Raw genomic sequence first — 12,782 nt, 5'->3', positions numbered from 1 at the left:
GGGTTACTCTACAAGGCCGCGTGAGTAGACGAAAACGTGGTCTAAACAGCGAAACCTAGTGCACGCAACTGCTCGCGCCCTTCTTCCGTAATCATCTGCGGTCCCCATGGTGGCATCCACACCCAATTGATGACGACTTCATCACACACAGTATTCGTCGTGATAGCGTGATCAGCTTGTTCTTCGATGACATCGGTAAGCGGGCAAGCCGGCGAAGTCAACGTCATGTTGACGACTGCTCGGTGGACATTATCGTTAGTTTCTACCCACACGTCATAGACAAGTCCAAGGTCAACAACATTGATACCCAACTCGGGGTCAATGACGTCGTGTAGGTACTCCTCTACTTCACCACAGATTTTGAGCTGTTCCTCGGTCTGTGCTGGCCGCTCGTCGCCATCGCCAAGGTTCGAAGTGTGATCGTTATCCACCATATTTTCGCCTTTCTATTTGTCTATCGCCTCGGACGTGGCGGCTTCAAATGCTTTCCAGCCCAACAACGCACACTTGACGCGAGCTGGGAACTTAGAAACACCTGCGAACGCAATGCCATCGCCGATGGCTTCCGGATCCCCTTCTTTGGTCCCGCGAGAGGTGATCATTTCCTCAAACGAGTGCAACTTTTCCATCGCATCCGCAACAGGTAGCCCCACCAGTTCTTCTGTCATCACACTGGTTGAGGCTTGGGAGATCGAGCAACCTTGAGCATCGTAAGAGACGTCTTCAACCGTCTTTCCGTCGGCAGACAGGTGCACACGCAGCGTCAGCTCATCACCGCAAGATGGGTTGACGTGGTGCACCTCCGCTTCGTACGGTTCGCGCAACCCCTTATGCCGTGGGTTCTTGTAATGGTCCAAGATTACTTCTTGGTACATCGACTCTAGGTTCATCGTCTAGGAATCCTCCTCGACTCCGAAGAAGCGGCGCGCTTCGCGAATGGCTTCAACCAAGGCGTCTACTTCCTCTTTGGTGTTGTACAGGTAGAAACTTGCTCGAGAGGTTGCCTGCACCTCGAGTTCTCTGTGAGCGGGCCACGCGCAGTGGTGGCCGGTGCGGATAGCGACACCGTGAGCATCAAGCACCTGTCCTAAATCATGCGGATGCACGCCATCGACGGTAAAAGCGATCGCACCGCCGCGCTGTTCAGCCACCGCAGGACCAGCGATAACTAATCCTGGAATCTCTTGCATTCTTTCCAGGGCATACTCCGTCAACATATGCTCGTGGCGTTGGACATTTTCCATTCCGATGGATTCCAAGAACTCGACGGCAGCACCAAGGCCAACGACCTGGCTTGTCATCTGCGTGCCAGCTTCGAACCGTTGGGGCGTCGGCGCATACGTCGAAGAGTCCATCTTGACGATCTCGATCATGGATCCACCTGTCAAAAATGGTGGAAGTTCCCTGAAGATCGACTTTCTCGCGTATACGGCGCCCACACCAGAAGGTCCACACATCTTATGCCCTGAGAACGCTGCAAAGTCGACGTCAAGCTCGTGAAAGTTAACAGGCATATGCGGAACAGATTGGCACGCATCAAGGACCGTGAGTGCTCCTACTGCGCGAGCACGCCTCACGATTTCATCGACGTCCGCTACTGCACCAGTTACGTTTGATTGGTGCGTGAACGCAACAACTTTTACAGTATCGTCGAGTTCCAAGCTGTCAAGGTCGATGCGTCCATCAGCAGTCATCGAGTACCACTTGAGCGTTGCTCCAGTGCGGCGGGCCAGTTCTTGCCAAGGCACGAGGTTCGCGTGGTGCTCCAGTTCAGTGACAACAATCGTGTCTCCGCGTTTGATCTGGTGCTTACCGGCACGATCATCACCAAGAACATATGCGACGAGGTTCAGAGCCTCAGTAGCGTTCTTCGTGAATGCAATCTCCTCCCCGTCAGCACCAACAAAGTTAGCGATACGCTCACGGGCAGTTTCATAAGCGTCTGTCGCCTCCTCAGCCAGTTGGTAGGAGCCACGATGGACTGGTGCAAATGTGTTCAGGACGAATTCTTGCTCAGCGTTCCACACAGACTGCGGACGCTGGGACGTAGCCCCGGAGTCCAAATAGACGAGGGGCTTCCCATCGCGCACGGTCCGACTCAGGATCGGGAACTCTGCGCGAATCGCGTCTGTGTTCAGTGTTCCATCGGAATGTAAGTATCCCATTAGATGAACTTTTCGTATCCCTCTGCCTCGAGAACATCAGCCAACGAGGCGTCGCCAGTCTGGATGACCTTGCCATCCGAGAAGATGTGAATGAAGTCAGGCTTCACATACTCCAGGATCCGCTTGTAGTGGGTGATCATTAGGACACCGCCGTTGGTTTCTTCCTGGTAGCGGTTGATCCCCTCGGATACGATTCGCAGCGCATCGACGTCAAGGCCGGAGTCCGTTTCGTCCATCACAGCAAACTTCGGCTTGAGCAACGACAACTGCATGACCTCATGTCGCTTCTTCTCACCGCCAGAAAAGCCTTCGTTGACCGAACGCTCAGTGAAAGAAGAGTCCATCTTCAACAAGTCGCGAGCATCATTGAGTTCACGAACCCAATCGCGAAGCTTCGGCGCTTCCCCACGAACAGCAGTCACAGCAGAGCGCATAAAGTTCGAAGAAGAGACGCCCGGCACCTCAACTGGGTACTGCATTGCCAGGAAGAGTCCGGCGCGAGCGCGTTCGTCGATATCCATCTCGAGGATGTTCTCACCATCGAGGAGTACTTCGCCTTCAGTAACTTCGTAGCGTGGATGACCAGCGAGCGTGTAGGCAAGCGTGGACTTACCGGAACCATTCGGCCCCATGATGGCGTGAGTCTCTCCGCCCTTAATAGTGAGGTTTACGCCCTTGAGAATCGGCGTTGGCTCTTGACCTTCCTCGGTCGGCAGGACGTTTGCGTGGAGGTTCTTGATTTCCAGGGTAGACATTTTTTACTGATTCCTTTTCGTTTTACTGGTTCGTTTGCTCGAGCTCTCCGGCCACACGTGCAACGAGTTCTTCACGGAGGTCTTCGAGCGGGACCTGATTGAGGACCTCGTTAAAGAATCCGCGAATGATCAAGCGCGTGGCTTCGTCCTCAGGGATGCCCCTGGACCGGAGATAAAACACTTGCTCGTCATCGAACCGACCAACGGTTGCGGCATGGCCGGCTCCAGCGATTTCACCAGTCTCGATCTCGAGGTTTGGAATTGCGTCAGCGCGAGCACCATCCGTCAAGACCAGGTTCCGGTTCGTTTCATATGTATCTGTGCCGTGCGCGCCTGCGCGAATCAGCACATCACCGACCCAGCAGGTTCGTGCTTCTGGCAGATCCGACGCCTTGTCGCCTTGCAACGCACCCTTGTACAGCACGTTCGACCGGCAGTTCGGAACGCTGTGGTCGACCAGCATACGGTTTTCGATGTACTGACCCGCGTCCGCAAAGTAAACGCCGTTGAGCTCGACGTCTGCACCCGGAGCTTGGAACTTTACGCGTGGGGTGATGCGCACGATCTCGCCACCGAAAGCTGCGACGTTGTGGCGCAGTACCGAATCGCGCTCCATCAAGATGGACTGTTGACCAATGTGCACTGCGTCCAAGTCCCAGTCCGTATCTACGACTGCGCGTACGTGCGCGCCTGCGCCGATATGCCAATTGACGTTGTCTGCATGCACACCTGTGCCGGTGTACTTGACAACGATGTCAGCCTCTGCATGGGTCCCAACTTCAAAAAGGATCGTTGCAAAGGATGTCACGTCGGCGCCGGCACCAGTGATGGTGACGGTGATGGGCTTGGACAACTTGCTGTTACCAGGCACGGTAATCAAGGTGCCGGTTTTCGCGCTCGACCATGCTTGTGCAGCAACGCGGTCTACGGGCGCGCCGGCTACTTTGAGCTGATCGTCAGCTGCGTCAAGCTCCGTGACGACGACCTCATCTGGCGCATCAATCGTGATCTGGGCGTCAGCCTGTTGCGGGAACTCCCCGTTGTGCAGACCTCGGATGCGGCGAAGTGGAATGAACCGCCAGACTTCGTCACGTCCACGTGGAACGGGAAAATCCTCAACATTGAACGACGAAAACAGATCTCCCTTGTTGTTGTGAGGAGTTGCATTCGATACGGGATTAATCGTTGAAGTCATGGTGATTAGCCCACTGATCCTTCCATTTGCAATTCAATCAGACGGTTGAGCTCCAGGGCGTACTCCATCGGGAGCTCCTTGGCAATAGGCTCGACGAAGCCACGGACAATCATCGCCATAGCTTCTTCTTCGGCAATACCGCGGGACATCAGGTAGAACAGCTGCTCTTCAGAGACCTTGGAGACTTTCGCCTCGTGTCCGAGCGTAACCCGATCGTTCCTAATGTCGTTGTACGGGTAAGTGTCAGAACGAGAAATGTCATCGACAAGCAACGCGTCGCACTCAACGTTCGAGGCGGAATCATGCGCGTTTGCGTTGATCTGTACCAGGCCACGGTAGGCCGCGCGTCCGCCACTGCGCGCAACTGACTTTGAAACGATTGAACTCGAGGTGTGCGGAGCCATGTGTGTCATCTTGGCACCGGTGTCCTGGAACTGTCCTTCACCAGCAAATGCGACGGAAAGCACTTCGCCACGGGCATACTCGCCAGTCATCCAGACTGCTGGGTACTTCATCGTCACCTTTGAACCGATATTGCCGTCGACCCACTCCATCACTGCGCCCTCTTCGGCCTTAGCGCGCTTGGTGACGAGGTTGTAAACGTTGTTCGACCAGTTCTGGATCGTGGTGTACCGGCAGCGGCCACCTTTCTTCACGATGATTTCAACGACCGCGGAGTGAAGCGAGTCGGACTTGTAAATCGGGGCGGTGCATCCTTCTACGTAGTGGACGTAGGCGTCCTCATCAACGATGATGAGCGTGCGCTCGAACTGGCCCATGTTCTCGGTATTAATACGGAAGTATGCCTGGAGCGGGATATCGACGTGGACGCCCGGCGGAACATAGATAAACGAACCGCCTGACCATACTGCCGTATTCAGAGCTGAGAACTTGTTATCGCCAGCGGGGATGACCGAGCCGAAGTACTCCTTAAAGATGTCCTCGTGCTCGCGAAGCGCGGTGTCAGTGTCTACGAAGATGACACCCTTCTTTTCGAGATCCTCACGAATCTGGTGGTAGACAACCTCAGATTCGTACTGCGCAGCAACACCAGCGACTAGGCGCTGCTTTTCTGCCTCAGGAATGCCAAGCTTGTCGTACGTATTCTTAATGTCTTCAGGAAGGTCATCCCAGCTCGTAGCTGGTTGCTCCGTAGAGCGGACATAGTACTTAATGTTGTCAAAGTCGATGCCACTCAGGTCTGCGCCCCAAGTCGGCAGTGGCTTCTTTTCAAAAATGTCCAAAGCCTTGAGGCGCTGTTCCAGCATCCATTCTGGCTCTTCCTTAATGCCAGAAATGTCCTTGACTACCCCAGCGTTAAGACCACGCTTTGCTGCCTGCCCGGCAGCGTCTGGGTCGTGCCACCCGTAGTTGTAGCTACCGATTGACTCGATAATCTCTTCGTCGTTCATTGGTTTCTCTAAACCGGGTGCGGGATTAGCTTTCGTCATTATTTTCCGCTCCTTTCAGATACGTTATTTTTCGGCCCGTGAACAGCAGCGAGTGGAATGTTTGTTGTGCAGACACCATTGCCCTCTGTAATGGAGGCAAGTGGTTGGATGTGTCGGCCTACGATCTTAGCGATCATTTCTTGCTCTGCTTCGCAAATTTCGGGATGCGCAGACGCTACTTGTGACACCGGGCAGTGATGCTGACAAATTTGAATTCCAGTTCCTGCCTGAGTCACCGAGGCAACATAGCCGTGACGCTCTAAAACGGACACGACTTCGAGCACGACTGATTCAAGGTCGCCACTGCTTGATCGCTCCGAAATCGGCTCCACTTCTTCAAGGATGCGTTCAATCCTAGTTTTGGCGAACGCTTTGACTGCTTCATGGCCGCCAAGTTCTTCAAGAGCTTCGATTGCATCAAGCGCCATATTCTCATAGTTGCTACCGAAGCTTTCTCGGCCTTCTTCCGTCAAGCAGTAGTGCTTCGCGGGACGGCCTCGCGGTGGCTCTTCTCCAGCAACCGGCAGTGGCTCACACGTCTCAATGAGTCCAGCCTCAGTGAGCTTATCCAGGTGCCGACGGATACCGGCAGCTGAAATTCCAGTTTGCTCACCAAGTGTTGATGCAGTCACCGGTCCGCTTTTCAGCAAGAGCGCCATCACTCGCTTGCGAGTGCCACCGTCAACTGACCGCGCTTGGTTCAGCACTGGCTCACCTCGCTTCGATCTGCTTTGATCTCTGACTTTCCAACCGATTGGCTGTACACCGACCGGCCTTTACACAACACTACTGTGTCCTAATTCAATGTGCACGTTTAACCCGGTCGTTCGGCTACAATCTTGCCTGTGTTGTTCCAGGATTCACCGATAAAGTCTTTGCTTGATGCGTTTCCTCGCATCGGCAAGCCTGGATCACGGTCGGCTGGGCTCCACCGAGTCTCTAAAGAGGTTTGGCGAGGACAAGACTTTCGTTCAACCAACTACGCTGAGCAGAACCGGTTCGCCGTACTTAGATGGCTGGGTTTGGTCGGCACACTTCTCATTGGCTTGGGAGGCCTCGGGGGCGGGGCCTTGCCGGTCGTCGATAATCCTTGGTTCTCTCTGCCTGGCGGGGCCTTGCTTGGCCGAATGATGCAAGCGTCGTCTTCCATAGTTCTGTTCGGAGTAGGACTCTTGGTCTCCGCTTGGCTGTGTATGGGCCCCTTCGTTGGCGTAAGTGGCCAGAGGCCCCGCGTTTCGACGCCGCTTCTCATGCGAACATTCGTTGTATGGGTTGCTCCTCTGGTGATTACCGCTCCCCTCTTTACCCAAGACATCTATTCATACTTAGCTAATGGTGCAATTGTCCGGTTTGGTCTTGACCCGTACTCCGCTGGACCAGTCGAGCTTCTCGGGCCAGAACACCATCTAGCGCGCTCGGTCCCGTTTATTTGGGCGCATTCTCCAAGCCCCTACGGGCCTGTCGCGTTAGGTATTGCAGCGGCAATTTCTCGTATTACTGCTGACTCTATTGTGCTCGGGGTGATTGCGCACCGCGTCGTATCACTCGTCGGAGTGCTCGCCGCAGCGTGGGGGATCCGAAAGATTGCCGGCCGCTGTGGCGTACCAGAGACTGCCGCACTGTGGCTCGGGGTGCTCAATCCGCTAACGATTCTGCATCTCATTGGTGGCATCCATAATGAAGCGATCATGCTCGGATTGGTGTTAGTCGGGTTTGAGCTAGGACTTCGCGGGGCCGACAGGTTGAGGACCATCAGTTCAGCGCAAGCGTGGGGTTACCTGGCTCTCTCCGCGATCACCATTACCTGCGGAGGACTAGTCAAAGTGACAGGCTTTCTCGGTCTCGGTTTTATAGGCATGGCAATCGCTCGTGTGCTTGGGCAACGCCAGCGCAAAGCTACAGCCCTTAGCATCGCGGTGCTTTTTCAGACAGTTATTCTCATTGTCACTACTGCCGCCGTTTCACTTATAACAAGCATTGGGCTCGGATGGGTCACTGGTCAAGGCGGAGCAGCATCGATTCGTAGCTGGCTCTCGATCTCAACAGACGTGGGCGTAATCAGCGGCTTTCTAGGAATGCTGCTTGGTCTCGGCGACCACATTGACGCAGTTCTCATTGTCACCCGCGGGATTGGAGTGGCCATCGCGGTGGCGTTTCTGGTTCGCCTACTGTGGGCTACGTTGCGGGGAGCCATTCACCCTGCAGGTGGACTTGGCGTCGCAACGCTCGTGCTTGTTATATTCTTCCCAGTTGTACACCCTTGGTACCCTCTGTGGGCTATTTATCCCCTTGCTGCATGGGCAAATAGGTTCTTTTTCCGCGCCGGGGTGGCTGTGTACTCTGCTGTATTTAGTTTTCTGGTACTACCGCGTGGTCTCGGCCTGCAAGCAAAGACAGTTTTCACTATTTACGGTGTCGCAGCCTGTTGTTTTGTCGTATTTGTTGGGCTCAGTTTCCTGTTGTATCGGCGCTTTGGTGCCGGCAGGCTACACTAGCTATCCATGAACGCGCCTGTTCTTTCAGTTGACAATGTGAAGAAAACTTTTGGGGACGTTACTGCTGTAGATGGAGCATCGTTTGCCGCAAAAGAAGGAACCGTGCTGGCTTTGCTCGGTCCGAATGGAGCCGGCAAGACAACGACCATCGAGATGTGTGAAGGATTCACCCGGCCAACCTCAGGGACAATCACGGTACTAGGCGAAAACCCTGCAACCCACCCTCAGCGTGTGCGAGACCGAATTGGGATCATGCTGCAGGGTGGCGGATCATATTCGGGCGTCAAAGTCAGAGAAATGCTGAAGCTTTCGGCTTCATACAACGCAAATCCTCACGACCCTGAGTGGCTCATGGCCCTCCTAGGGCTCGAGGGAGTCGCCAATACCACGTATCGACGCCTCTCCGGAGGGCAAAAGCAACGCTTGTCCCTGGCGCTTGCACTTATAGGTCGTCCGGAGCTGGTTTTTCTTGATGAGCCAACCGCTGGCATGGACGCACAGTCACGCAACGCTGTGTGGGATATTGTTTCTGCACTAAAACGTGACGGAACCACGATCGTCCTGACTACGCACCTGATGGACGAGGCGGAGTCGCTCGCCGATGACATTGTGATCATGGATCATGGAAAGGTTGTCGCCGAAGGTTCACCGGCGGACCTGACCAGCGGATCATTTGAGCAGCAAATCACGTTTGGTACGGCGCAACCACTCGACCTCGAGAAGCTGAAGCAGCACGTGGCTTTGTGTCAGATCGATACAGCTGTGGCCCAAGTTCGCCCAATGCGCTACGTAGTCAACGGTTCGGTTTCTCCTGAACTCGTCGCCTGTATTACCGAAGAAGCACTTCGCCAATCCGTGCTGATTCGGGATATGCAAGTAAGCCACATGGCGTTGGAAGAAGTGTTTTTGAACATCACCGGTAAGGAATTAAGGAGCTAGCGGTGCACATCAAGGAAGGAACCTTTACGCCCGCCCCGCAACGGTCTTCGAAGTTTGCGATGGCCAGCGCTCAGGGACTCATCGAAAGCAAGCTGATGCTCCGTCACGGCGAACAGTTGGTGCTCAGCATCTTCATCCCGGCAGCGTTGCTCATCGCATCAGTATATTTGCCTGTTTTTGGGGATGACTACAGCCTCGACACCCTGGTGCCGATGGTGTTTGCCGTCGCGGCGACCAGCTCTGGATTTACGGGCCAGGCGATTTCGCTCGCCTTTGACCGCCGATACGGTGCGCTGAAGCGGACCGGTGCTTCCGGAGTCCCACCGTGGACGATCATCGTCGGAAAAATCCTTGGCGTGGTCGCGATGGTCTGCGTCCAGATTGCGGTGCTAGGAGCTGTTGCAGGTTTCCTTGGCTGGCGCCCCTCAGTCGTTGGCGCGGTGCTTGGTGCCTGCGTCTTGTTCCTGGGGGTTGCTTGCTTTACTTCCTTGGGCTTGCTCATGGGCGGCTCGCTAAGTTCCGAGATGGTCCTTGCCATTTCGAATTTAATGTGGGTGATCATGATGGGAATCGTGGGTTGGGTCGTCTATTCTGGCGACCTTAGCCACGCTGGTTGGTGGAACCTAGTACCCACGGTTTCGCTGGCAGCTGGTATTTCTGATGCACTCGCGCTGACTGCGAATGGTCCTGCGTTGCTTAGCTTGCTAGCGTGGCTCATCGTCGGCGTTGGCTCAAGCGTTCGCTTCTTCCGTTTCGATGATTAAGGCCATGCGCTCATCGACTAAGATTCGAGCCTGAATAGTCGAACGTGTTTTATACGTCCAAGGAAAGTGCATGACTTTACAACAGACCGGTGCGCCGATGACGCATCAGGATAAAAAGCAAGCCCCCAGTCTGAAGTTGCAACGAACTCTAGCCATGATTCTCTTGCTCTGCCAAGGCGGGATCACCGTAACAGGGTCGTTGGTGCGAGTGACCGGTTCGGGGCTTGGTTGCAATACGTGGCCACTTTGCCATGAAGGTTCGCTTGTCCCCGTCGCTGGTGCCGCACCTTGGATTCACCAAGCCATTGAGTTTGGAAACCGCCTGCTTGCTTTCGTGGTCGCGGCTGCCGCGATCGCCGTGCTTTGGGCTGTCTACCGCGCATCCCGCGGTCGAGATGCCCAATTCTTGGCATGGTTCTCCCTCGTCGGCGTCGTTGTCCAGGCGATTATCGGCGGTATTTCTGTTCGCCTTGATTTGCAGTGGTGGGCGGTCGCCGTGCACTTCTTGCCTTCGATGGTGCTCGTGTGGGTCGCTGCATTGCTGTACATGCGCTTGGCAGAAGACGAGTCCACGGTTGCTCAAGACCGCTACCCCGGGCACATCCGAGTGATCGCCGTAATCGCTGCCGTTGCGTTGAGCTGTGTACTTGTGACAGGAACGATGGTGACAGGGTCCGGCCCGCACTCGGGTGACGCAAGCGTCGGTATGGAAGGCCGGCTTGCGATTGACACAGCGTTGTTGGCATATATTCACGCAGGGTGCATGTACGCGTATCTACTTCTTACAGTGATCACATTTTTCCTACTACGTAGAGCGAAGGCCCCGCATGCGGCGCAGAAAACGTCCTGGATTCTTCTTGGACTCATCGTGGTCCAGTGGGCAGTAGGTTTAAGCCAGTACTACATGGGCGTGCCGCGTTGGACGATTCCGATCCATATTGGGCTGTCTTCTCTAGTTGTAGCGTTCACGGCGTTCTTGTACGCGCACGCTGTGCGTCGTGAGTTGCTGTATCGCTAGACGCAAACACCATGTAGCCTGAGAAAGTATGAAAGCGATTGAGTTCGACGCGCAGCAGGTGCGTTGCATTGATATCGCTTCACCGTTCCCCAGCGATAGAGAACTTCTAGTCGAAGTCCTCTACGCTGGGTTTTTTCTTCACGACACCTCCTTCGGCAACCAAGGATGCGGTCGTGTCCTGAAAGACCCCCTCGACGAGGTTGCGCCAGGAACTGTGGTTGCGTGGAGCGATGCCACCGGCCCCATCGCCGAGCAGGTTGTCGTTGACCGAAGCCGGGTAGTCGCTGTATCGGACCTGATCGCCCCACACATTGGTGCTTCAATGTTGCGGCCGGGAATGGCCGCAAGTTATTCGCTATTCGAAATTTTGAAGCTTGTGCAAGGTGAAGCTGTCGTCGTCACGAATGCAGGTTCCGCAATTGGGTTGTACATGATTGCAATCGCTCGAGAGAAGGACATCATCGTGTATGCCGTTTCGGATAGCGAGGAAGGCCGAGTAGCAGCAGATGAGGCTGGAGCCACAGCCGTATTCAGTGGCCAGCCAGGTACTGCTGCACAGATCAAAGCGCTCAATGATGGGATCGGGGTGGATGCAGTTGTGCTGGCACGCTCTGACTTCAAAAATGGCTTTGCGCACGAAGTTGGGCGCAGCTCTGCGCGTACGTGTTGCTATGAGGACTTGGCGTCGATACGAATGGATGCCAACGGCTTCCGTAAGCATGCACAGACTGTTACCAGAGTGCTCGAAGAAACACGATGGGAACCGCCAGTTCACGTGTGTGAATCAATAGATGACGCCAGCTCGCTACTGGGTTCCGAAACTTCGGAGGTTTGTGACAATGACCTTGGAGCCATCAAGCTCCAAGGATCAACGAGCTAGAAGAAGGTAGCGAATAGTGGAGTCCAACCGAGTACCGCATCAACGGAAAGCCCCAAGAACAACGCCGCAAGATAGTTGTTGGAGAGGATAAACAGCTTGAGGGGTTTCACCTTCTCCCCGCGCTTTACCCCAGCATGCAGCTGTGTGGCAACGGCGAGGAACAATGCACCCGAAATCACCGCGGTTGCAAGATAGATCCACGAGGTGGCGGGAACCAGGAGCAGGGACACCCCGACGGTCCACCATGAGTAAATGAGAATCTGGCGGGTTGTCTCCGCCGGGGAAGCTACCACCGGCAGCATCGGGACATTAGCGCGGGCGTAATCCGCTCGGTACTTCATTGCCAGCGCCCAGGTGTGCGGTGGCGTCCAGAAGAAGATGATCATGAACATCACGATCGCCTGCCACCACGCATCCTTGGAGCCGTCGGTGACATTGTCTCTAATTGCCGCCCAACCGACCATCACGGGCATACAACCTGCTGCGCCGCCCCAGATGACGTTCTGCCAAGTTCGCCTCTTCAGCCACTTTGTATACACATAGATATAGAAGAAGTTGGTCAGAATGATAAAGAACGCCGCGAGCCACGACTTACACAGGAATCCAAGCCAAAGCACACTCGCGACGAGAAGCGCCCAAGCAAATACGGCGGCTTTCTGTTTGGTGACCTTTGCCCGGACAAGTGGCCGTGCACGCGTTCGCCCCATTTTCTGGTCAATGTCGTAGTCGGCGACCATGTTAAATGCATTTGCCGCACCGGCCCCCATCCAACCACCGAACAGCGTTGCAAGAATGAGCCACACGTGCACAGTGCCACGGTCTGCTTGCAACATTGCGGGGATAGCTGCTACTAGAAGAAGTTCAATGACCCTGGGCTTCGTAAGCGCGAAGTATGCCTTGATGGTCTCCAATACTTCTCCTCCACATCAAACTTCAACCGTTCGGCTAGAACTCTTACGCAACATAGGTTCGCGTTCAGGTGTCGAGCATTTCGGCTGATATGGTACCGCAACGCATTACACGATGATCTTTTCAGCCCTCTTAATACTTTGACCCTCCCGGTGATGTTAGCCTCCGCTCACCAATTTGTCAGAATTAACGTGGCGGCTACACCCGCGAG

General features: G+C 54.9%; 13 protein-coding genes. 5 read left to right on the top strand and 8 right to left on the bottom strand.

Annotated features, from left to right (window positions below):
* Window positions 1–41 precede the first annotated feature (41 nt).
* The 7 genes from QP802_RS01815 to QP802_RS01785 are packed head-to-tail and all read right to left on the bottom strand — an operon-like array spanning window position 42 to window position 6,273.
* On the bottom strand, window positions 42–434 hold the full coding sequence (locus tag QP802_RS01815) for a metal-sulfur cluster assembly factor (protein ID WP_070362441.1): 393 nt from the start codon (window positions 432–434) through the stop codon (window positions 42–44).
* Window positions 435–446: 12 nt separating this feature from the next.
* The gene (sufU, locus tag QP802_RS01810) at window positions 447–890 is read right to left on the bottom strand and encodes a Fe-S cluster assembly sulfur transfer protein SufU (RefSeq protein WP_071572613.1); all 444 of its coding nucleotides are present in this window, start codon (window positions 888–890) and stop codon (window positions 447–449) included.
* Window positions 891–893: 3 nt separating this feature from the next.
* Complete coding sequence (locus QP802_RS01805; protein ID WP_252930870.1) at window positions 894–2,165, bottom strand: cysteine desulfurase; 1,272 nt, start codon at window positions 2,163–2,165, stop codon at window positions 894–896.
* Window positions 2,165–2,920 (bottom strand): Fe-S cluster assembly ATPase SufC, encoded by a 756-nt coding sequence (gene sufC, locus QP802_RS01800; protein WP_070362438.1) that lies wholly within the window; start codon window positions 2,918–2,920, stop codon window positions 2,165–2,167. The genes QP802_RS01805 and sufC overlap by 1 nt, the downstream gene beginning before the upstream one ends.
* A gap of 22 nt (window positions 2,921–2,942) precedes the next feature.
* Window positions 2,943–4,115, bottom strand: a complete 1,173-nt coding sequence (gene sufD / locus QP802_RS01795) for a Fe-S cluster assembly protein SufD (protein WP_070362437.1) — start codon at window positions 4,113–4,115, stop codon at window positions 2,943–2,945.
* Window positions 4,116–4,120: 5 nt separating this feature from the next.
* The gene (sufB, locus tag QP802_RS01790; protein ID WP_070362436.1) at window positions 4,121–5,566 is read right to left on the bottom strand and encodes a Fe-S cluster assembly protein SufB; all 1,446 of its coding nucleotides are present in this window, start codon (window positions 5,564–5,566) and stop codon (window positions 4,121–4,123) included.
* Entirely contained in the window at window positions 5,566–6,273 is a 708-nt protein-coding gene (locus QP802_RS01785) for a helix-turn-helix transcriptional regulator (protein ID WP_070362435.1), read from the bottom strand. Before QP802_RS01785 ends, sufB begins: the two co-directional genes overlap by 1 nt.
* Before the next feature lie 138 nt (window positions 6,274–6,411).
* Here QP802_RS01785 and mptB point away from each other — a divergent pair, with 138 nt between their 5' ends.
* The 5 genes from mptB (at window position 6,412) to QP802_RS01760 (ending at window position 11,662) form a co-directional block, all read left to right on the top strand.
* Window positions 6,412–8,061 carry a polyprenol phosphomannose-dependent alpha 1,6 mannosyltransferase MptB gene (mptB, locus tag QP802_RS01780; protein ID WP_369822090.1) on the top strand — a complete coding sequence of 550 codons (1,650 nt, stop codon included), beginning with the start codon at window positions 6,412–6,414 and terminating at the stop codon, window positions 8,059–8,061.
* A gap of 6 nt (window positions 8,062–8,067) precedes the next feature.
* Window positions 8,068–9,000 carry an ABC transporter ATP-binding protein gene (locus QP802_RS01775; protein WP_070477084.1) on the top strand — a complete coding sequence of 311 codons (933 nt, stop codon included), beginning with the start codon at window positions 8,068–8,070 and terminating at the stop codon, window positions 8,998–9,000.
* A 2-nt stretch (window positions 9,001–9,002) separates the two neighbouring features.
* Window positions 9,003–9,764 (top strand): ABC transporter permease, encoded by a 762-nt coding sequence (locus tag QP802_RS01770; RefSeq protein WP_369822163.1) that lies wholly within the window; start codon window positions 9,003–9,005, stop codon window positions 9,762–9,764.
* 70 nt (window positions 9,765–9,834) lie between these two features.
* Window positions 9,835–10,782 carry a COX15/CtaA family protein gene (locus QP802_RS01765; RefSeq protein WP_284817485.1) on the top strand — a complete coding sequence of 316 codons (948 nt, stop codon included), beginning with the start codon at window positions 9,835–9,837 and terminating at the stop codon, window positions 10,780–10,782.
* A gap of 28 nt (window positions 10,783–10,810) precedes the next feature.
* On the top strand, window positions 10,811–11,662 hold the full coding sequence (locus tag QP802_RS01760) for an MDR/zinc-dependent alcohol dehydrogenase-like family protein (RefSeq protein WP_284817484.1): 852 nt from the start codon (window positions 10,811–10,813) through the stop codon (window positions 11,660–11,662).
* Here QP802_RS01760 and QP802_RS01755 read toward each other — a convergent pair.
* A complete protein-coding gene (locus QP802_RS01755; RefSeq protein WP_071572606.1) occupies window positions 11,659–12,573 on the bottom strand; it encodes a heme o synthase in 915 nt (304 codons plus the stop codon). The two genes, QP802_RS01760 and QP802_RS01755, sit on opposite strands and share 4 nt — an antisense overlap.
* Window positions 12,574–12,782: the final 209 nt, after the last annotated feature.

It is taken from the genome of Corynebacterium sp. UMB10119B (assembly GCF_030228125.1).
Classification (GTDB): Bacteria; Actinomycetota; Actinomycetes; order Mycobacteriales; family Mycobacteriaceae; genus Corynebacterium; species Corynebacterium pseudogenitalium.
This window is presented reverse-complemented; position numbering and strand designations above follow the sequence as displayed.

Excerpts from the sequence above, each read along its gene's own strand:
- QP802_RS01815 (WP_070362441.1), bottom strand. The coding sequence starts at position 434 with ATGGTGGATAACGATCACACTTCGAACCTTGGCGATGGCGACGAGCGG.
- sufU (WP_071572613.1), bottom strand. The coding sequence starts at position 890 with ATGAACCTAGAGTCGATGTACCAAGAAGTAATCTTGGACCATTACAAG.
- QP802_RS01805 (WP_252930870.1), bottom strand. The coding sequence starts at position 2,165 with ATGGGATACTTACATTCCGATGGAACACTGAACACAGACGCGATTCGC.
- sufC (WP_070362438.1), bottom strand. The coding sequence starts at position 2,920 with ATGTCTACCCTGGAAATCAAGAACCTCCACGCAAACGTCCTGCCGACC.
- sufD (WP_070362437.1), bottom strand. The coding sequence starts at position 4,115 with ATGACTTCAACGATTAATCCCGTATCGAATGCAACTCCTCACAACAAC.
- sufB (WP_070362436.1), bottom strand. The coding sequence starts at position 5,566 with ATGACGAAAGCTAATCCCGCACCCGGTTTAGAGAAACCAATGAACGAC.
- QP802_RS01775 (WP_070477084.1), top strand. The coding sequence starts at position 8,068 with ATGAACGCGCCTGTTCTTTCAGTTGACAATGTGAAGAAAACTTTTGGG.
- QP802_RS01765 (WP_284817485.1), top strand. The coding sequence starts at position 9,835 with ATGACTTTACAACAGACCGGTGCGCCGATGACGCATCAGGATAAAAAG.
- QP802_RS01760 (WP_284817484.1), top strand. The coding sequence starts at position 10,811 with ATGAAAGCGATTGAGTTCGACGCGCAGCAGGTGCGTTGCATTGATATC.